The organism is Pseudomonas sp. GM48, assembly GCF_000282335.1.
Taxonomy (GTDB): domain Bacteria; phylum Pseudomonadota; class Gammaproteobacteria; order Pseudomonadales; family Pseudomonadaceae; genus Aquipseudomonas.
The window spans coordinates 20,320-40,994 of the sequence record NZ_AKJM01000062.1; the positions used below are offsets into that span (position 1 = coordinate 20,320).

Below are 20,675 nucleotides of genomic sequence, written 5' to 3' on the forward strand. Positions count from 1 at the left end.
AGCAGCTGCCGAGGTACGAGGCTGCGTCGGGCTGCGAAGCGGCCCCCGAGGGCGGTCCTACGGACACGCAACGCAGCCTCGTACCTCGGCAGCTGCTACGCAAAACACACAACGAATTTTCTGGAGTTAAGTTTCCATGGCCAAGATCGCCCCGCAATTGCCAATCGAAGTCGACAGCGAAACCGGTGTCTGGACCTCCGACGCCCTGCCGATGCTGTATGTACCGCGCCATTTCTTCGTCAACAACCACATGGGCATCGAGGAAGTGCTGGGCGCTGAAGCCTATGCCGAAATCCTCTACAAGGCCGGCTACAAGTCCGCCTGGCACTGGTGCGAAAAAGAAGCCGAATGCCACGGCCTGGAAGGCGTAGCAGTGTTCGAGCACTACATGAAGCGCCTGTCGCAGCGCGGCTGGGGTCTGTTCAAGATCCAGGACATCGACCTCGACAAAGGCACCGCCAGCGTCAAGCTCGAACACTCGGCGTTCGTCTACGTGTACGGCAAGGTCGGGCGCAAGGTCGACTACATGTTCACCGGATGGTTTGCCGGTGCGATGGATCAGATTCTCGCCGCTCGCGGCAGCAAGATCCGCACCGTGGCCGAGCAAGTCTACGGTGGCTCCGAAGAGGGCCACGAAGACGGCTTGTTCATCGTCAAGCCGTTGTAAGTCGAGGAACCCGCCATGGCTTTCGAAGCAATGTTCCAGCCGATCCAGATCGGCAAACTGACCATCCGTAACCGCGTGCTCAGTACCGCGCACGCCGAGGTTTATGCGACCGACGGCGGCATGACCACCGACCGGTACGTCAAGTACTACGAAGAGAAAGCCAAGGGCGGGATCGGCCTGGCGATTTGCGGCGGTTCGTCCGTAGTCGCCATCGACAGCCCGCAGGAATGGTGGAGTTCGGTGAACCTGTCCACCGATCGCATCATTCCGCACTTCCAGAATCTGGCCGACGCCATGCACAAGCACGGCGCCAAGATCATGATTCAGATTACCCACATGGGCCGTCGCTCCCGTTGGGACGGCTTCAACTGGCCGACGCTGATGTCGCCGTCCGGCATACGTGAACCGGTGCACCGCGCCACCTGCAAAACCATCGAGCCGGAAGAAATCTGGCGGGTGATCGGCAACTACGCACAAGCTGCGCGTCGCGCCAAGGCCGGTGGCCTGGACGGCGTCGAACTGTCGGCCGTGCACCAGCACATGATCGACCAGTTCTGGAGCCCTCGGGTCAACAAGCGTACCGACGAATGGGGCGGCACCTTCGAAGGCCGCATGAAGTTCGGTCTGGAAGTGCTCAAGGCCGTGCGCGCCGAGGTCGGTGACGATTTCTGCGTGGGCATGCGTATCTGCGGTGACGAATTTCACCCCGATGGCCTGTCCCACGAGGACATGAAGCAGATCGCCAAGTATTACGACGACACCGGCATGCTCGATTTCATCGGCGTCGTGGGTTCGGGTTGCGATACCCACAACACCCTGGCCAACGTGATTCCGAACATGAGTTATCCACCGGAGCCGTTCCTGCACCTGGCGGCCGGTATCAAGGAAGTGGTCAAGGTTCCCGTGCTGCACGCGCAGAACATCAAGGACCCGAACCAGGCCACCCGTATTCTGGAAGGCGGTTACGTCGACATGGTCGGCATGACCCGCGCGCACATCGCCGACCCGCACCTGATCGCCAAGATCAAGATGGGCCAGGTCGACCAGATCAAGCAGTGCGTCGGTGCCAACTACTGCATCGACCGTCAGTATCAGGGCCTGGATGTGTTGTGCATCCAGAACGCGGCGACCTCCCGTGAATACATGGGCGTGCCGCACATCATCGAGAAAACCACCGGTAAAAAACGCAAGGTGGTGGTGGTCGGTGCCGGCCCGGCGGGGATGGAAGCCGCTCGTGTGGCCGCCGAGCGTGGTCACGACGTGACCCTGTTCGAGAAAAAGGAATTCATCGGTGGGCAGATCACCACGGCGTCGAAAGCGCCGCAGCGTGACCAGATCGCCGGTATCACCCGCTGGTATCAGCTGGAACTGGCACGGTTGAAAGTCGACCTGCGCCTGGGCACCGCGGCGGATGCGCCGACCATCATGGACCTGCGTCCGGATGTGGTGGTGCTGGCGGTCGGCGGTCATCCGTTCATCGAGCAGAACGAGCACTGGGGCGCGGCTGAAGGTCTGGTGGTCAGCAGCTGGGACATTCTCGATGGCAAGGTAGCACCGGGCAAGAACGTACTGGTCTACGACACCATTTGCGAATTCACCGGTATGTCGACCGCCGACTTCATCGCCGACAAGGGCAGTCAGGTCGAGATCGTCACCGACGACATCAAGCCTGGTGTGGCGATTGGCGGTACTTCGTTCCCGACGTACTACCGCAGCATGTATCCGAAAGAAGTGATCATGACCGGCGACATGATGCTGGAGAAGGTCTACCGCGAAGGCGACAAGCTGGTGGCGGTGCTGGAGAACGAATACACCGGCGCCAAAGAGGAGCGGGTGGTGGACCAGGTGGTCGTTGAAAACGGCGTGCGCCCGGACGAAGAAATCTACTACGCGCTGAAGGATGGCTCGCGTAACAAAGGTCAGATCGACGTCGAAGCCTTGTTCGCGATCAAGCCGCAGCCATGCCTGGAACAGAGCGGCGACGGCTACCTACTCTTCCGCATCGGCGACTGCGTGGCCCAGCGTAACGTACACGCGGCGATCTATGACGCGCTGCGGTTGTGCAAAGACTTCTAAAGGCTTGCACATGACCCTGTGGGAGCGGGCTTGCTCGCGAATGCATTCTGTCAGTCGCACATGAATTGACTGACCTGCCGCTTTCGCGAGCAAGCCCGCTCCCGCAGGAACCGAGTAAGGCATCTCGACCTGCAAGATCCTGCGGTCTTTGGGAGCTTCACCATGTTGAACACCCTTCTTCCAATCCTGTTGTTCGCAGCCATCGGCCTTGGTGTCCTGGGTGCGTTGCGGCGGGTGGCTATGTGGCGCCGGGGCCGGGCTTCGAAAGTCGACCTGATCGGTGGCCTGTTCGCCATGCCCAAGCGCTACATGGTCGATTTGCACCACGTGGTGGCGCGGGACAAATACATTGCCAATACCCACGTCGCCACGGCTGGCGGAGCGGTAGCGTCCGTCGTGCTGGCGATTCTGGTGCATGGTTTCGGCCTGCATAACCGTTTCCTCGGCTATGCGCTGCTGCTGATGACGGCGGTCATGTTCGTCGGCGCGATCTTTGTTTACCTGCGTCGGCGCAACCCGCCGGCGCGTCTGTCGAAAGGCCCGTGGATGCGCCTGCCGAAAAGCCTGCTGGCGTTCTCGGCCTCGTTCTTCCTGGTGACTCTGCCGGTGGCGGGCATCCTCCCGGAAAACTTCGGTGGCTGGCTGTTGGCGGCGATTCTCGGGGTTGGTGTGTTGTGGGGCGTGTCGGAACTGTTCCTCGGCATGACCTGGGGCGGGCCGATGAAGCACGCCTTTGCCGGTGCCTTGCACCTGGCCTGGCACCGTCGCGCCGAGCGCTTCGGTGGCGGCCGTTCCACTGGTTTGAAGCCGCTGGATCTTAGCGACCTGACTGCGCCACTGGGTGTGGAAAAACCCAAGGATTTCACCTGGAACCAGTTGCTCGGTTTCGATGCCTGCGTGCAGTGCGGTAAATGCGAAGCAGCGTGCCCGGCGTTCGCCGCCGGCCAGCCGCTGAACCCGAAAAAACTGATTCAGGACATGGTCGTCGGCCTGGCTGGCGGTACCGATGCGAAGTTCGCCGGCAGTCCGTATCCGGGCAAGGCCATCGGTGAGCACGCCGGTAATCCGCATCAACCGATCGTCAACGGTCTGGTGGACGCTGAAACCCTGTGGTCGTGCACCACCTGCCGCGCCTGCGTCGAGGAATGCCCGATGATGATCGAGCACGTCGATGCCATCGTCGACATGCGCCGTCATCTGACCCTGGAAAAGGGCGCCACGCCGAACAAAGGCGCGGAAGTCCTGGAAAACCTGATCGCCACCGACAACCCGGGCGGCTTTGCGCCGGGCGGGCGGATGAACTGGGCGGCAGACTTGAACCTCAACCTGCTCAGCGAAAAGAAATCCACCGACGTGCTGTTCTGGGTTGGCGACGGCGCCTTCGACATGCGCAACCAGCGCACCCTGCGCGCCTTCGTCAAAGTGCTCAAGGCGGCGAAAATCGACTTCGCCGTGCTCGGCCTCGAAGAACGCGACAGCGGTGACGTGGCGCGGCGCCTGGGCGACGAAGCAACCTTCCAGCTGTTGGCCAAGCGCAACATCCAGACCCTGGCCAAGTACAGCTTCAACCGCATCGTCACCTGCGATCCGCACAGCTTCCACGTGCTGAAAAACGAGTACGGCGCATTCGACGGCAACTACCTGGTGCAGCACCACAGCACCTACATGGCGGAAATCATCCAGGCCGGCGCGCTGAACCTCGGTCAGCACAAAGGCGACAGCGTGACCTACCACGACCCGTGCTACCTCGGTCGCTACAACGGCGAATACGAGGCACCGCGCGAGGTACTGCGCGCCCTCGGGATCGAAGTGAAGGAGATGCAACGTTCCGGCTTCCGTTCGCGCTGCTGCGGCGGCGGTGGCGGCGCGCCGATCACCGACATTCCCGGCAAGCAACGCATTCCCGACATGCGCATGGAAGACATCCGCGAGACCGGTGCCGAACTGGTGGCCGTGGGTTGTCCACAATGCACGGCGATGCTCGAAGGCGTGGTCGAACCCCGACCGCTGATCAAGGACATTGCCGAACTGGTGGCTGACGCGTTGCTCGACGACGCCGCGCCCGCCAAGACACCCGCCAAGCGCGAACCTGCGGAGGCCCACTGATGAGCGACATTATCCGCCGCGACCCCCGGGCCGAATGGATCGCCCGCAACCGTCTGCATCCGCTGCACGCGGCCATGCAGCCGGCGCAACACAGCTGGATGGGGCCTAACGGCGTCATCCGCAAGAATCCCCATGGCATTGGCTTTATCGGCCCCAACGGCATCAAGCGCATCGACCGCAGCGGCGCCCAGCAGGGCGGGGCGACTAAACGTTCAGCCGCTGTCGAAGTGCAATTGCCATTGCATCAGGTGGCCGCGCCGGCGTTTTACATCAGCGTGGTGCCGGACATGGTTGGCGGTCGCTTGAGCAGTCACGACCGCGACTTGCTGGGCCTCGCGCATCAACTGGCCGGCAAGGACGGCGCGGTGCTGGCGGTGGTGTTCGGTGAGCACAAGGAAAACGCGTTTGCAACGGCGGGCGTCGACCGTCTGCTGGTGCTGGAAGGTGAAGAATTCAACGGTTATGCACCGGAACAACGGGTCCAGGGCCTGCGGGCTGTGGATAACCAGTTCAGCCCGCGTCACTGGCTGCTGCCGGACAGCCGCAGTGGTGGCGGCGAACTCGGCCGGCGTTTTGCTGCGGCACTGGGCGAACGCCCGGCCACGCGGGTCTGGCAAGTCAAGGATCAAGAGTGCATCGGCCGCGCCGGCGCGGGTCTGCAAGACCTTGCCCGTCCGCTGGCGCGCTTGATCCTGGCGGCTGCCGAGTGCGCTGAACCTGTCAGCGAAACCCGTCACGAAGCCTTACCGGTGGAGTTATCCACAACCGTGGCACGCAGCCTGTCGCGGATCGAGGACCTGGGCGCGGTGGCAGTCGATCCGGCAGCCATTCCCATGGCCGAAGCCGAGTTCATTTTCTCTGGCGGCAACGGGGTCAAGGACTGGGGACTTTTCCACAGGACCGCCGAAGCCCTCGGCGCGACGGAGGGCGCATCCCGGGTGGCGGTGGACGATGGCTTCATGGCTCGCGACCGTCAGGTCGGCGCGTCCGGCACCTGGGTCACCGCACGGGTCTATGTGGCGGTGGGGATTTCCGGGGCGATCCAGCACCTGCAAGGCATTGGTGCCTGCGACAAGGTGGTGGCGATCAACCTCGACCCTGGCTGCGACATGATCAAGCGCGCGGACCTCTCGGTGATCGGCGAGAGTGCGGAGATTCTTCAAGCCTTGATCGAGGCGGTAGAGGCTTACCGCAACGACGCCAAGCGCGATGCGGCTTAAGGGAAGGAAAGGGTTATGAGCACGAAAATCATCAGCCTGGTGTCCATCGGCGCCCACCCGACGTCCGGTCGGCCGCGTCGCGCGGAACAGGATGCACGGGCGGTGGAACTGGGCCTGCAACTGGCTGGGGATAACCTGCAAGTGCTGCATGCCGGCGACATTGCCGAGCCTGCATTACGCGCTTACCTGGGGATGGGCCTGGAGCAACTGCATGTGCTGGAACAACCGCAAGGCGCCGACGCGCTACCGGCACTGACCGAGTATCTGCGCGATGCCGGTGCTCAGGTGGTGTTGACTGGCAGCCAGGCGGAAACCGGTGAAGGCTCGGGCATGTTGCCGTTCCTGCTGGCCGAAAGCCTGGGCTGGCCGCTGGTGGTGGGACTGGCGCAGGTCGAGTCCATCGATGGCAGTTCGGCGCTGGTGTTGCAAGCCTTGCCGCGCGGTCAACGTCGTCGGCTGAAGGTACGCCTGCCGTTTCTGGCGACGGTGGACAATGCTGCACCCAAGCCTCGGCAGAGTGCCTATGGCCCGGCCCGACGCGGCGTGCTGCAAGCGCAGGAGGTTGAAGTCATCGACGATGAACTGCTCGCGGTCGCCAGCCTGCAACCGGCCAAGCCACGGCCCAAGCGCCTGAAGGTGATCAAGGCCAAGAGCGGTGCCGACCGCATGAAAGCCGCGACGGCCAAGGCCAGTGGCGGAGGCGGGCAGGTGCTCAAGGGCGTTACGGCACAAGCGGGGGCTGAAGCGATCCTCAAGTTGCTGATTGAAGAGGGTGTGGTCCGCTGACAAATAGTCACGCCGGATCAAATGTGGGAGCGGGCTTGCTCGCGAAGAGGTTGTCACATTCAACATTTAAGTTGACTGACAGTCCGCTTTCGCGAGCAAGCCCGCTCCCACAGAAAAGCTTCATCTCACCGACATTTATGGGGGAACAATGGCAGTTGAATTTCGTTCGGCAGTGCGCGCCGATGCGCGTGAGATTGCGCGCTTGTTCCAGATTTCATCCGAGGGCGCTTCAGATTACATCTGGAGCCAGATCGCAGAGCCCGGCCAGGATCTGTTGGATGTCGGCGCCATTCGGTATGCCCGCGACGACGTGGATTTTTCCTACCAGAACTGCCTGATTGCCGAGGCCGATGGCCAAGTCATTGGCATGATGCACAGCTACGTGATGCGTCACGATCCACTGGCGGAGCCGACGACCGATCCGGTACTGGCGCCTTACGCCGACATGGAGGTGCCCGATACCCTGTACATCTCCAGCCTGGCCCTGCATGAAGGCTGGCGCAATCGGGGGCTGGGCGTGCAGTTTCTCGCCCATGCTCAAGAACGTGCCGAGCGGCTGGGGCTCAATGGCCTGAGCCTGATCGACTATGCCGCCAACACTGGCGCCCGGCGCTTCTACGAGCGGCACGGTTTCGGGATCATCAAAACCTGCCAGGTCACCCCTCATCCAATGATCCGCGTCACCGGCGACGCCTATCTTATGCACAGGCCCTGAGCCTGCCGCGTGAAAGTGCAAACGGAGGTTATCCACAACCCCATGGATAACCTCTGTCACCCTGCGTACCCCAGCCTGCTGAGCTACAGTTTTCTAGGCGCTGTTTAAGGGTGCAGCACGGTTTCGGGAGCTATCTGACGTTCAGCGCTTACTCATAAAACCTGGCTTTTATGAATGGGTTGAATATGAACGCTTGCGGTCGGGCGCTGATGCTCTTTGCATCGGCTATGTGTCTGTCTTCGGGATTGATGTCTGCCATCCAGACAAAAGCTCCCGCGGCAGGTGCCGATGGCGTTGCGGATTTCTATCAGTGGATGGAGTCTGAGCAGGGGCAGAAAGCGTCTCTGGTGCAACTTAGGCAGCAGTGCGAGAAAGTGCTGGATGCTGCAGAAAACCTCAGTTGCTCTGTGTCGGTGCTAGCCAGAATATTCGAGGCCAAAGCCGCAAATCAGCTCCCCGAATATTATCTGGCAATCAAGCGTAAACACGCTCTGGCGATCGAAAGGGATCCAGAGCTCAAAGCATTGTTTTCAATGTTCGGCAACGAATCTCTCTCGACCCTGAGAGCCCTCGACGATTTCTCTGTGGAAAGAACCAGGCAGCGGGAAGTGCTGGCGATTCATCCTTTTTCCAGTGAGTTTTCCATCACCGAAGAGGTGCTGCCATTCATTGATGTCAGCGCGGCAAATGGTTATTCCTCACGTTTCATTCTTGATACGGGTGCGCCGCAAACCCGAGTCAACAACGAAACTGCGAAACGGATGGGGGTCAGGCTGTTAACCGACTCGCACTATGCCTACAGCACTTTTTATGGTGAGCGTGACGTGTCTGCCAGGCTCGGGATACTTGAATCCATAAAAGTAGGAGCAAGCGAATTCAGGAACGTCCTGGTCTTTGTCAGCGATAGGGACAACTTGTTGGGGCTGGATTTGATCAGCAAGCTGGGGCGGCTGAAAATCACCAGGAAAACGCTGGAGCTCAATGCCGCGCCTTCCGAGCGCTGTGACTCGCCGATTATCTACACCCGTATGGATATCAACCAACGACTGGCCATCACCGCGAGGCTGGACAACCGGGTGACTTTGGCGATTGTGGATACCGGGAATATCGATTACCTGACGTCGGCTTCGCCGGGCAGTCCGATGAACGTCGTCGCGTCCCTGACCCCTGGCAGCTCACCCATCAGCGCCGCCTCTCAAGAGCGCTACCAGACCTTCAAAGGCGTATTGACCTTGCCGGGCAATACCATGGCAATTCACTACAAATACTATCCAGGCTTCACCATCCCGCCGTCGTTGGTGCTTGGGCGATACGTGCCTTCGATTCTGCTCGGGTGGCGTGCATTCAAGGACTTTGAATTGAATCTGGATATCGAGTCGGGGCGGTCGTGTTTTAACAAGATCTAACCATTTCAGTTCACCCCCAGGTGTTTACCCACAATCCCTGTTAGCGCTTCTGTGGATAACATGTTCGCCCCTCGCTACAGCCCATACAAATCGGGGGCTACAGCCCTTAGATCAAAAAACACCCAGCTTAACCTGCGGTTTTTGAACGACTTTTCCACTGAATGAGTGCATGCGAGAGCAAGGACTTGCCCCCAATCTCTGTTGGCGCTTCTGTGGATAAGATGTTCGCTTACCGCTACGAGCCTTATAAAACGTGCTCTTCAGGTATTTGGTTAAAAAACGATCAACTGACCTGTTTTCACGGTTATACCGTCCGCAAACTCAGAAAGTCCGTGGTTATCAGCGGTTTTCCACAGCCCCTTCGAAGTTGCCCCCAAAGTCTGTTGGCGCTTCTGTGGATAAGGTGTTTGTCATCCGCTACAGGCCATGTAGAACGTGGCGTTCATAGTGTTGATCAAAAAATGATCTATGCCCGCCGAGAACTCTGGTTTTGAATAAGTCACGGATTTTCTTCAGTTTCTGTGGAGAAAGTTTCCAGCATTTGCATAGTTGTCCCCATTTGCTGTGGGTGGCTATGTGGATAACTTGTTCGCCAAACCCCGCAAGCCCCGCCGGCTATAGTGCGCAACGCGATAGCTCAGATTTCGTACAGTTCTAGGTCAATGCCTTGACTTCAATCTGTCGCCTGTCTTCACTCCAATGGCACAAGGACAGCCGTCACTTATCCACATCAGGTTCAGGGAGAACACATGATGGATAGCCAGCCCCATCGCTCGTCCCCTAATCCCTGTACGTTCCGCGCTTTGCTGACGACGCCGTTGCCGCGCAAACGTACGCTGCGTCGTACCGCCAACCAGCGCGCTCGCCTATAGCGCCTGAACCCTCCCCAAACCGTTGTGCTGCCGCCGGGTGCGCCCGGAGGCCAGGTGCCCGTTCGCCCATTGATTGCAGGCAACCTCAGAGTTGCCCGATTTGCCTGAGAGGAACCTACTCATGACACGGATTGCAACGCCCATCAGCGAGATCAAGGAACACTACGACGTGATCGTCATCGGTTCCGGTTACGGCGGCGGCATTGCCGCGTCGCGGCTGTCCCGGGCCGGTAAACGGGTGTGCCTGCTGGAGCGAGGTCGGGAAATCCGCCCCGGCGAGTACCCCAACACCATGCTCGCCGCCACTGAAGAGCTGCAAGTGCATGATCCGGACGGCCACATCGGGTCACGCACCGGGCTGTTCGACTTGCACGTCAATGCCCAACAGAACGTGGTGGTGGGCTGCGGCCTCGGTGGAACGTCGTTGATCAACGCCAACGTCGCCCTGGAACCGGAGCCCGGGGTGTTTGACGACCCGCGTTGGCCGCTACAAGTGCGCGAACACCGTGACACCCTGCTCAAGGACGGTTACGCCCGTGCCCGGGAAATGCTCAAGCCCAATCCCTATCCGAACACTGCGCCGAACCTGCCCAAACTCGACGCCAACAAAAAGTCCGCGGATTACCTCAAGCAGGGCGCACATTTCTACAAGCCGCCGATCAACGTGACCTTCGACAAACTGCCAAACAACACCAACCACGTCGGCGTCGAGCAGCTGCCGTGCAATCACTGCGGCGACTGTGTTTCGGGCTGTAACAACAAGGCCAAGAACACCACGCTGATGAATTACCTGCCGGACGCCTGGAACCATGGCGCGGAGATTTTCTGTCAGGCCGAGGTGCGGTATCTGGAGCGCGACGGCGATGGCTGGATCGTGCACTTCCAGTACCTGGACAGCGGTCGCGAAAAGTTTTCCGCGCCGACCCTGTTCGTCAAAGCCGACATCGTCGTGGTTTCTGCCGGTACTCTCGGCTCCACCGAAATCCTCCTGCGCTCTCGCGACAAAGGCCTGGCAATGTCCGGCCAGCTTGGCGAGAACATGAGCGGCAACGGTGACATCCTCGGCTTCGGCCACAACTGCGAACAGAGCATCAACGGTATCGGTTTCGGCGCGCATCCGGCCAAGGAACTGCACCCGGTCGGTCCGTGCATTACCTCGATCATCGACATGCGTACCGAAGGCGATTGGCGCAGCCGCATGGTCATCGAAGAAGGTTCGATCCCCGGCGCCCTTGGCCGGCCGATGGTGCCGAGCATGGCCGGGTTCGCCGAGTTGATTGGCGTGCCGAGTGACGACACGTTCAGCGCCAAGTTGAAGTACAAGGAACGCGAAGTCGAGAGCTTCCTGCGTGGCCCGTACTACGGCGCGCTGCACAATATGCAGACCTACCTGATCATGAGTCACGACAGCGGCAACGGACGCATGCTGCTCGACAGCAAGGACCAACTGCGTATCGACTGGCCGGGTGTCGGCGAGCAGGAAAACGTCAAACTCGGCAACGAACGGCTGCACCAGAGCACCAAGGCGCTGGGCGGGATCTGGGTGGAAAATCCGATCTGGACCAAGTTGCTCAAGCACAGCATCGTCTCGGTACACCCGTTGGGCGGTTGCGTGATGGGCGAGGACGCGGCGCAAGGCGTGGTCAACCACAAGGGGCAGGTGTTCAGTGGTGCCAGCGGCAGCGATGTGTACGCCTCGTTGTATGTGACCGACGGTGCGGTGATCCCGACGTCGCTGGCGGTCAACCCACTGCTGACCATCTCGGCGGTGAGCGAGCGCAATATGGGACTGCTGGCGGCTGACCGCGGCTGGCACATCGACTACACACTGCCGTCGGCGCCGCGTAAACCGTCGGTGCCGCAGACTCTCGGCGTGCAGTTCACCGAAACCATGAAGGGCTATTTCTCCCGGGCCTTCAGCGCTGCGCAAAGCACCGACCTGAAAGTCTATGAAGCCGCGGCCAAGCGTGGCGAAGCGGACAATTCACCGATCGACTTTACCCTGACCATCACTGCCGCCGACCTCAATCGTATGATCAAGGAGCCGGAGCATGCCGCAACCCTGGTCGGCACGGTTAACGCTCCGGCGTTGTCGCCTCAGCCGCTGACCGCCAGCAATGGTGTGTTCAACCTGTTCGAGCAGTATCAGCAACAGGTCGGCGTGCGCCACATGAACTACGACATGAAGCTGACCGCCGAGGACGGCAGCGATTATTTCTTCAGCGCCTTCAAAACCGTGCCGGAAGACAATGGCGTGCTGAACATCTGGCACGACACCAGTACCCTCTACATCACGCTGTATCGCGGGCCGGACAAGAGTGGCGAGGTGATCGGCTGCGGGGTGATGCACATCCACCCGACCGATTTCGCCAAACAGATGACCACCATGAAGGTGCTCAACGCCCGCAACGAGCGCGAGCGCATCGACGGTCTGGCGCGCTTCGGCAAGTTCTTCGCCGGCATCCTCTGGGAAAGCTACGGTGGGGTGTTCGCCGGTGACATCTACTTCAACCCCGATGCACCGCCACGGCAAAAACGACCGCTGGATGCACCGTCACCGAGCGTGCATTTCTTTTCCACCGAGGATGGCGTCGAACTAAGGCTGACCCGCTATCAGGGCGGCACAAAAGGCCCGGTGATGCTGGTGCATGGCTTGGGGGTGGGTTCGAACATTTTCTCCACCGACACCATCCAGACCAACCTGCTGGAATACCTGTGCAAGCATGACTACGACGTCTGGTTGCTGGATTTGCGGGTGAGCATTCTGCTACCGGCGAGCAAGCGGGAATGGAACGGCGACCAGATTGCCCAATACGATTTCAAGGCGGCCATCGCTCGGATCCAGCAGGAAACCAAGGCTGACGATGTGCAGTGCGTGGTGCATTGCTACGGCGCGACGACGTTCTTCATGTCGCTGCTGGCCGGGTTGCAGGGCGTGCGCTCGGTGGTCTGCTCGCAGATTGCCGCCGACACCGTGGTCGCCACGGCGACAGGGTTGAAGGCCGGGCTGCACCTGCCGGGGATGCTCGACGCGGTCGGCATCAAATCACTGACTGCCTATGCCGACAGCAAGGAGAACTGGTTCAACAAACTCTACGACAAAGCCCTCAACGGCTATGCGCGGATCGAAGCCCAGGGTTACTGCACCAACCCGGTGTGCCACCGCATCACCTTCATGTACGCCTCGCTGTACCGCCACGACACCCTCAATGAAACCCTGCACGACAACCTACACGAGCTGTTTGGTGAGTCGAACATGCACACCTTCGAGCATCTGGCGCTGATTGTGCGCAAGGGGCATCTGGTGGACTTCAAGGGTCATGACGTGTACATGCCGCACTTCGAGCGCTTGAGCATGCCGATTTGCTTCATCAGCGGCGCCGACAACCAATGCTACCTGCCGGAAAGCACGCTCAAGACCTACGAGCGGGTATGCAAGGTCCACGGACCGGAGCGCTACAGCCGGCATGTGGTGCCGGGCTACGGCCACATCGACTGCATGTTCGGCAAGAACGCGGTGGTGGATGTGTACCCGATCATCCTTGGACACCTGGAGAAAACAGCTCTCGGCTAGCACTGCTTACCTGTGGCGAGGGAGCTTGCTCCCGCTGGGTTGCGTAGCAGCCCCAAAACCTGAGGATGCGATCTATCGGATACACCGCGTTTTCTGGTTTTACGACTGCTTCGCAGCCGAGCGGGAGCAAGCTCCCTCGCCACAAAAGCCGTGTGCTGACTTGGGATTGGTGACTACAAGGAAAGGGATGCTATGGACAGTTACATCCGCTGGTTTCAACGCTTCATCTGGCTAGGCATTTTAATGAACATGGTGTTCGCAATCCCGGCGCTCTTTGCGCCGGCATTGCTGACCTCGATGCTCGGTATGCCGCCGCAACTCTCCGACCCGTGGCTGGAAAATGCCGGCATGCTGCTGGTGGGGATCAGCCTGTTCTACATGCCATCAGGCTTCAACGCACCGCGCTATGTCGTGCATTCGTGGTTGTGCGTGTTGTCGCGACTGGTCGCCGTGGCGTTCTGGATCTACCTGATCAACACCAGCAACCAGGCCCAGGTATTCGTGCCGATGCTGCTGGGCGATCTGAGCATGTTTCTGATCCTCGGGATTCTGCTGTACCTGGGCAGCGCTCCGGTCAATCGGCCCTGGGCGTTGCTTCGCGACGGCTGGCGCGAGTGGTGTGCAGCCTGGGCGCGACGCTGGCAGCAGCACAGCTTCAAGGTCGCCACGCTGATCGTGGTGCTGGCGCTGGGGTTCATCGGTTACCAGACCTGGTATCAGATGCTGCGGGTGGTGCCGGCCGAGCAATACGCTTCCGACGAAGACCACTACAAGTACGCCGCCATTGGCCTCGGTATTGAGGCGCGGATCCCGTATTACCTGTTCGCCGTGCTGCCGCAAATGTGCCCGGAAAAATTGCCGAAGCCTGGCGGCTACGAAGTGTTCGGTTTCCTCTACGAAAACGGCAAGGATCTGCCGATCGGCATGGCCAAACGACAAATCGGCTACCCGACCGTGGAGCCCAACTGCGCGCTGTGCCATACCGGCTCCTACCGCGCCAATGCCAGCGACGTCGCCACTGCGGTGGCCAGTGCGCCGGCCAACACCCTGCAACTGCAAGCCTTCCAGTGGTTCGCCTACGATTGCGCCAGCGACCCGAAATTCACCACCGATGCGGTGATGGCGGCGATCAACAGCAAGTTCCAGCTCGGATTTTTCGAGCGGTTGTACAACCGCTACCTGATCATCCCGATGGCCACGAGCGCGCTGATCAAGCAGAAACAGGCCTATGCCTGGCAACAATTGCGCGCACCGCAAGGGCCGGGTCGCACCGACACCTTCAACCCGACGAAAATGGTGGTATTCGGCTTCCCGGATGACTCGACCATCGGCACCGTCGACTTGCCACAAGTCTGGAACCAGAAACCCCGGGAGTCGCTGTACCTGCACTGGGACGGCAACAACAACGACATCCACGAGCGCAACTATGCGGCGGCCATGGCTGTGGGCGCGACGCCGGAGTCGGTGCTGCCGGCCAGTTTCAACCGGGTGACCAACTGGCTGCTGGGCCACAAGGCACCGGCCTGGCCGTTCGCGCTGGATCAGGCCAAGGTCGCCCGGGGCAAGCCGGTCTGGGAAAACAACTGCGCCGGTTGCCATGATTTCGGCCGCACCGACACCGGTCAGGTCACCACCAACATTGATGAACTGGGTACCGATCCCCATCGGCTGAATTCGTTCACCACTGGTCTGGTGACGGCCTTCCACGGCTTCAAGAAATCGCCGTTCGATTTTGGCGCCTACCGCAAGACCCAGAGCTACAGCAACACGCCCACCGACGGCATCTGGTTACGCGCGCCGTACTTGCACAACGGTTCGGTGCCGACACTGTGGGATTTGCTGCAACCACCGCAACTACGGCCGCAGGTGTTCTTCACTGGCTCCGACATTTACGACCAGGACAAGGTTGGTTTCGTCACCAGTGGCGAGCAAGTGAAAGCCTCGGCGGACTTCAAATACGACACTCGTCTGGAGGGCAACCACAACGGTGGCCATCTATACGGCACGCAACTGTCGGAACTCGATAAGCGGGCGCTCATTGAGTTCATGAAAACCCTGTGAATCCACTACGGATGGAGGAGTGCCAACATGTCATTAGCTGCTCATTGGGAACATGAATACGACAAGGTCAAGGTGCGCCTGCACGGTTTGTTCGCACGGGTGGAAATAGCCTGGATGAAGCTCATCAGCGAGCTCGAGCCCGAGGAGTTCCAGGCGATCATCGCGCTGCTGCAACGGGGTCATGATCAGGCGCAGTACGTGCTCAAGCACGGTGAGTTGCCGGACGATCAGCCGAGCGTGCCGTGGGAGTTGGCCCACGGCTTGTCGATCCTGCGCATCGGTAACGCCAGCCCGTTGCCGCAATCGGTGGATCAGCTGAAAACCCAGGTGCTGAAGGACGGCAGTCTGCTCGGTTGCCGCAAATGGGAACTACTCGATCTTTTATGGAGCGAGGCGCTGCTGAAGTGGATCGAAAACCTGCGCCATCACGCACCGTTCGCCACGAACCCGGCATTGGTGAAAATGGAACGCGACGTGACCCTGGCGATCGCCGGCGACTGGGGCACCGGGCCATTCGACAGCCATGCCCCGGCGGTGGCGGTGGCCAATCAGATGCAACTGGCCCGGGCCAATTTCACCATTCACCTGGGGGATGTGTACTACGCCGGCACCCGTTCCCAGGAGGACGCGGACATGGCCGGTTGGCCGATGGGCACGCAGGGTTCGTTCACGCTCAATTCCAACCACGAGATGTACAGCGGCGCCCACGGCTATTTCAAGGAACTGGCCGAGCGTTTTCCGGTGCAGCAGGGCACCAGTTACTTCGCGCTGTACAACGACGACTGGCTGGTGATCGGCCTCGACTCGGCGTATGCCTCGGACGCCATGAACCTGTACATGGATGGCACCCTGAACCAACCGCAGATCGACTGGATGAAAAGCCTGCCAAAGCGCAAGAAACTGATGGTGCTCAGTCATCATCAGGGCTTTGACATCTCAGGGCACAACAAGACCGCGCTGTATCAACCGGTGTGCGATGCACTGGGGCGCGAGCCGGACTACTGGTATTGGGGCCATTTGCATAATGGCATCTGCTACGCGGCCCAGGGCGGGTTGCACGCACGTTGCGCCGGGCATGGGGCGATTCCCTATGGCAATGCCAGTGAGCTGAACGGGCATTCGCGGGTGTTGTGGTCAGAAACGCAGAATGCGCGGGATCCGGCCTATCCGGATCGGGTATTGAACGGGTATGTGAAGGTGCGGCTGGTGGGGGAGAACATCGAAGAGACGTTTATTGGCGAGAATGGGACGGTGCGGTGGTCTTCAAGCTGATGGGGTGAATGTGAGGCCGTTTTCGCGAGCAAGCCCGCTCCCACAGGTTTTGTGAGCGACACAAATCATTGTGGGAGCGGGCTTGCTCGCGAAGCTTTTGATCTTGATCAGCCGCTAACCGGAACCCCTTTGAGGTACGGCGCAGGCTCGGCCCCAAGATTGCTCAGCAGACGCTCGCTGTACCAGTCCACGAAGTTGACCACGCCAAACTCATAGGTCTTGGAGTACGGGCCAGGCTGGTAGGCGGTGGAGTTGATGCCGCGCTGGTTCTCTTCGGCCAGGCGACGGTCCTGGTCGTTGGTGGCGTCCCAGACCTGGCGCATGCGCTCCACGTCGTAGTCCACGCCTTCGACCGCGTCCTTGTGCACGATCCACTTGGTGGTGACCATGGTTTCCTGGGCGCTGATCGGCCACACGGTGAACACAATGATGTGGTCGCCCATGCAGTGGTTCCAGGAGTGCGGCAGGTGCAGGATGCGCATCGAGCCCAGGTCCGGGTTCTTGATGCGGCCCATCAGTTTGGCGCAGCCCTGTTTGCCGTCCATGGTCATCGATACGGTGCCCTTGAGCAGCGGCATGCGCACGATGCGGTTACGCAGGCCGAAGCTGGCGTGGGCGTAAGGAATCTTCTCGGCTTCCCAGGCAGCGGCGGAGGCGGCGACGTGGTCCTTGAACGCCTGGTCGGCGCGCGGGTCGGTGACGTCGTCCCATTCCAGCAGGGTTTTCAGCAGTTCCGGGTGCGACGCGTTGCAGTGGTAGCACTCGCGGTTGTTTTCCAGCACAAGCTTCCAGTTGGCCTTTTCCATCAAGGTGGTTTGCACCGCCACCTTGGTGTTTTCCATGTCGTACGGTTCCATGTAATGGTTGAGCGTCGACAGGAAGTCATCGATGGCCGGCGGGTTCTCCGCCAGGCTGATGAAGATGTAGCCGCCGGCGGTCTTCACGTTCACCGGTTTGAGGCCGTACTGATTCATGTCGAAGTCGGCGCCCATTTCGGTGCCGGCGAACAGCAGGCGACCGTCGAGTTCGTAGGTCCACTGGTGGTAGTGGCAAACCAGCTTGGCGACCTTGCCCTTGTCGCTGGTGCACAGGCGCGAGCCACGGTGGCGGCAGACGTTATGGAACGCGTGCACCACGCCTTCGGCACCACGGATGACGATGATCGGGTTCTTGCCGATCTGCAGGGTCAGGTAGTTGCCCTTGGTGGGGATCTCGCAGGTCATGCCGGCGATCAGCCACTCTTTCTGAAAGATTTCCTGCATGTCGATATCAAACAGGCGCTCGTCAGAGTAAAACGGCTGCGGCAGCGAGAACGTGCGCTCGCGCTCTTGCAGCATCTGGGCGGTGGCCTTGCGTGCGGGTTCCAGCGGATCGCCCAGGCTCAGGGTAGTAGTGACGTCCATCGTTTAATCCTCAAGGCCATTCTGTGTGGCCGGCGAAAGTGGCTAATCAGGTGTGCTGTTCAGGGTGCTACGCAAGGTGTAAAGGTTATGTCTTGGTATGGGGCGAGTGTGGGGCCGGCGCCGGCCAGAACCTTATCCATGGGCGACATGGTGCAATCTGTTCCCGACGCGCAAGCCCCGGCAGTTGGGGGCTGGTCGCGATAAGCATGTCAATGTCGCAGATAGGTAAATGGGTGGTTCGCGCTATACGCAGAATCGCCAACATGAAGGCCGACAGTCGGCCGTGGAGATCAGCATGTCCAATAACTTCCTGAACCCGGTAACCACCCAGACCTGGGCCAATGGTCGACACATCGTCCGTTGCGTCAAAGTCATCCAGGAAACCTGGGATGTGCGCACCTTTTGCTTCATGGCCGATCAGCCGATCATGTTCTTCTTCAAGCCGGGGCAGTTTGTCACCCTGGAGCTGGAGATTGAAGGCCAGCCGATCATGCGTTCGTACACCATTTCCAGTTCGCCTTCGGTGCCTTACAGCTTTTCGGTGACGATCAAGCGGGTTCCGGGCGGCAAGGTCTCGAACTGGTTGCACGACACCCTGCATGAGGGCTACGAACTGGCAGTGCACGGCCCGGTGGGGCTGTTCAACGCCATTGATTTCCCAAACCCGAAAGTGCTGTACCTCAGCGGCGGCGTGGGGATCACACCGTGCATGTCCATGGCACGCTGGTTCTTCGACACCAACGGCAACGTTGACATGGCGTTCATCCATAGCGCCCGCTCGCCCAAGGACATCATTTATCACCGCGAGCTGGAACATATGGCGGCGCGGATCGAAAACTTCAATCTGCACCTGATTTGCGAAAAACACGGTTTCGGTGAGCCGTGGGCCGGTTACCGTGGTTATCTGAACCACAAGATGCTCGAATTGATGGTTCCGGACTTCCTTGAGCGCGAAGTGTTCTGCTGCGGCCCGACGCCGTATATGAACGCGGTCAAGCGCCTGCTGGAAAACGCCGGCTTCAATATGAAGCACTACCACGAGGAATCCTTTGGCGCCACGCCGCCAGAGGCGATCGCCGATGCCGTGGAGAATGCCGAACAGGCTGCCGAGGCACCGGAAATCGATGCGGCGGATTTGCACGAGGTGGAATTTACCGCCTCCGGCAAGAGCATCCGCGTGGCCCCGGGCGAAACCGTGCATGCGGCGGCGGCGAAGGTTGGCCTGATGATTCCCAAGGCGTGCGGCATGGGCATCTGCGGCACCTGCAAGGTGTTGAAGCTGGGCGGCGAAGTGGAGATGGAACACAACGGCGGGATCACCGAGGAAGACGAAGCCGAAGGGTTCATCCTGTCGTGCTGCAGCGTGCCGAAGGGCGACGTGCGCATCGAGTACTGATTCACATCGTAAAACCTGTGGGAGCGGGCTTGCTCGCGAAGGCGGTGTGTCATTCAACATCAATGTTGACTGATCCGACGCCTTCGCGAGCAAGCCCGCTCCCACAATGGTCGGTGTTTCAATCTACAAACAAGTCAGGCATCAGTGCTGCATCGCTGTCGGGCGCGAACCGATAGTGCTCGAACTCGGTTACACCGTGTTCTCGCAGTATTTCCTCATCGATCAACAACCGTCCGGTCAAGCTACGGTTTGCGCTGCTCAGAATCACATGCGCCGCATCGGCCATGATCGCAGGCGTGCGCGCATGCTTGAATGACTCGCGCGATCCCAACTGAAACTCGATGGCTGCAGTGGCAATCATGGTCTGTGGCCACAGCGAGTTGACGCTGATGCCGTAGTTCTTGAATTCCTCGCTCATGCCCAGGGTCAGCATGCTCATGCCGTACTTGGTGACGGTGTAGGGGCTGTATTGGGCGAACCATTTGGTGGCCAGGTTCAGCGGCGGGGAAAGATTGAGGATATGGCCGCCGGACTTCTTCAGATAGGGCAAAGCAGCTTGGCTGCACAGCAATACGGCACGGGTGTTGATCTGGTGCATCAGGTCAAAACGCTTGAGTTCGAGGTGTTGGACTCCGGTCAGCTTGATCGCCCCGGCGTTGTTGATCAGCGCATCGATACTGCCGAAATGTTCGTTGGCCCGGGCCAGCGCTTCACGTACGGCATCCTCTTCACGCACATCCACCTGCAAGGCCAGCGCCTTGCCGCCTGCGGCTTCCACTTCCCGGGCCACGCTGAAAATCGTCCCCGGCAGCTTGGGGTGGGGGTCGGCACTTTTGGCGGCGATCACTATGTTGGCCCCATCGCGTGCGGCCCGCAGCGCAATCTCGCGGCCGATGCCACGGCTGGCGCCGGTGATGAACAGGGTTTTGCCTTGCAATGACATGCTGACGCTCCTGATTGTTGTTATGTGAGCGGGTCGGCTCGACAAACAATGTAGACGAAGTCTTCAGGTGCGAACGATGAGGGGCGACTGGATTGGCTTCTGTGGGAGCGGGCTTGCTCGCGAATACGGTGGGTCAGTTACCGCAGATGCTGAATGTACTACCGCTTTCGCGAGCAAG

At 60.1% G+C, this 20,675-nt stretch carries 13 protein-coding genes; 11 read left to right on the forward strand and 2 right to left on the reverse strand.

The genetic code is table 11. The features are described from left to right. The first annotated feature begins 136 nt into the window (after positions 1-136). The 10 genes from PMI28_RS16875 to PMI28_RS16830 all read left to right on the forward strand — a co-directional run bounded on the left by PMI28_RS16875 (position 137) and on the right by PMI28_RS16830 (position 16,755). A complete protein-coding gene (locus tag PMI28_RS16875; protein WP_007975505.1) occupies positions 137-667 on the forward strand; it encodes a DUF5943 domain-containing protein in 531 nt (176 codons plus the stop codon). 15 nt (positions 668-682) lie between these two features. After that, entirely contained in the window at positions 683-2,743 is a 2,061-nt protein-coding gene (dgcA, locus tag PMI28_RS16870; RefSeq protein WP_007985967.1) for a dimethylglycine demethylation protein DgcA, read from the forward strand. A gap of 162 nt (positions 2,744-2,905) precedes the next feature. Beyond that, complete coding sequence (gene dgcB / locus PMI28_RS16865; protein WP_007985969.1) at positions 2,906-4,849, forward strand: dimethylglycine demethylation protein DgcB; 1,944 nt, start codon at positions 2,906-2,908, stop codon at positions 4,847-4,849. Continuing rightward, entirely contained in the window at positions 4,849-6,069 is a 1,221-nt protein-coding gene (gene etfA, locus PMI28_RS16860) for an electron transfer flavoprotein subunit alpha (RefSeq protein WP_007985970.1), read from the forward strand. The genes dgcB and etfA overlap by 1 nt, the downstream gene beginning before the upstream one ends. A gap of 15 nt (positions 6,070-6,084) precedes the next feature. Then, positions 6,085-6,855, forward strand: a complete 771-nt coding sequence (etfB, locus tag PMI28_RS16855; protein ID WP_007985972.1) for an electron transfer flavoprotein subunit beta — start codon at positions 6,085-6,087, stop codon at positions 6,853-6,855. A gap of 148 nt (positions 6,856-7,003) precedes the next feature. Beyond that, positions 7,004-7,570: a GNAT family N-acetyltransferase gene (locus tag PMI28_RS16850; RefSeq protein WP_007985974.1), complete on the forward strand. Its 567-nt coding sequence runs from the start codon at positions 7,004-7,006 to the stop codon at positions 7,568-7,570. Positions 7,571-7,740: 170 nt separating this feature from the next. Further along, positions 7,741-8,976: a retropepsin-like aspartic protease gene (locus PMI28_RS16845; RefSeq protein ID WP_007985976.1), complete on the forward strand. Its 1,236-nt coding sequence runs from the start codon at positions 7,741-7,743 to the stop codon at positions 8,974-8,976. A gap of 993 nt (positions 8,977-9,969) precedes the next feature. Further along, a complete protein-coding gene (locus PMI28_RS16840; protein ID WP_007985980.1) occupies positions 9,970-13,422 on the forward strand; it encodes an alpha/beta fold hydrolase in 3,453 nt (1,150 codons plus the stop codon). A gap of 192 nt (positions 13,423-13,614) precedes the next feature. After that, entirely contained in the window at positions 13,615-15,483 is a 1,869-nt protein-coding gene (locus PMI28_RS16835) for a hypothetical protein (protein ID WP_007985981.1), read from the forward strand. A 27-nt stretch (positions 15,484-15,510) separates the two neighbouring features. Continuing rightward, on the forward strand, positions 15,511-16,755 hold the full coding sequence (locus PMI28_RS16830) for a metallophosphoesterase (protein WP_007985982.1): 1,245 nt from the start codon (positions 15,511-15,513) through the stop codon (positions 16,753-16,755). Positions 16,756-16,862: 107 nt separating this feature from the next. On the opposite strand, the gene gbcA is transcribed toward PMI28_RS16830, so the two are convergent. Beyond that, on the reverse strand, positions 16,863-18,158 hold the full coding sequence (gene gbcA, locus PMI28_RS16825; RefSeq protein ID WP_007985983.1) for a glycine-betaine demethylase subunit GbcA: 1,296 nt from the start codon (positions 18,156-18,158) through the stop codon (positions 16,863-16,865). A 295-nt stretch (positions 18,159-18,453) separates the two neighbouring features. Between gbcA and gbcB the strand changes: the two genes are divergently transcribed. Beyond that, entirely contained in the window at positions 18,454-19,554 is a 1,101-nt protein-coding gene (gene gbcB / locus PMI28_RS16820) for a glycine-betaine demethylase subunit GbcB (RefSeq protein WP_007985984.1), read from the forward strand. Between the two features lie 118 nt (positions 19,555-19,672). Here gbcB and PMI28_RS16815 read toward each other — a convergent pair whose 3' ends face one another. Beyond that, positions 19,673-20,497 carry an SDR family oxidoreductase gene (locus PMI28_RS16815; protein WP_007985985.1) on the reverse strand — a complete coding sequence of 275 codons (825 nt, stop codon included), beginning with the start codon at positions 20,495-20,497 and terminating at the stop codon, positions 19,673-19,675. Positions 20,498-20,675 lie beyond the last annotated feature (178 nt).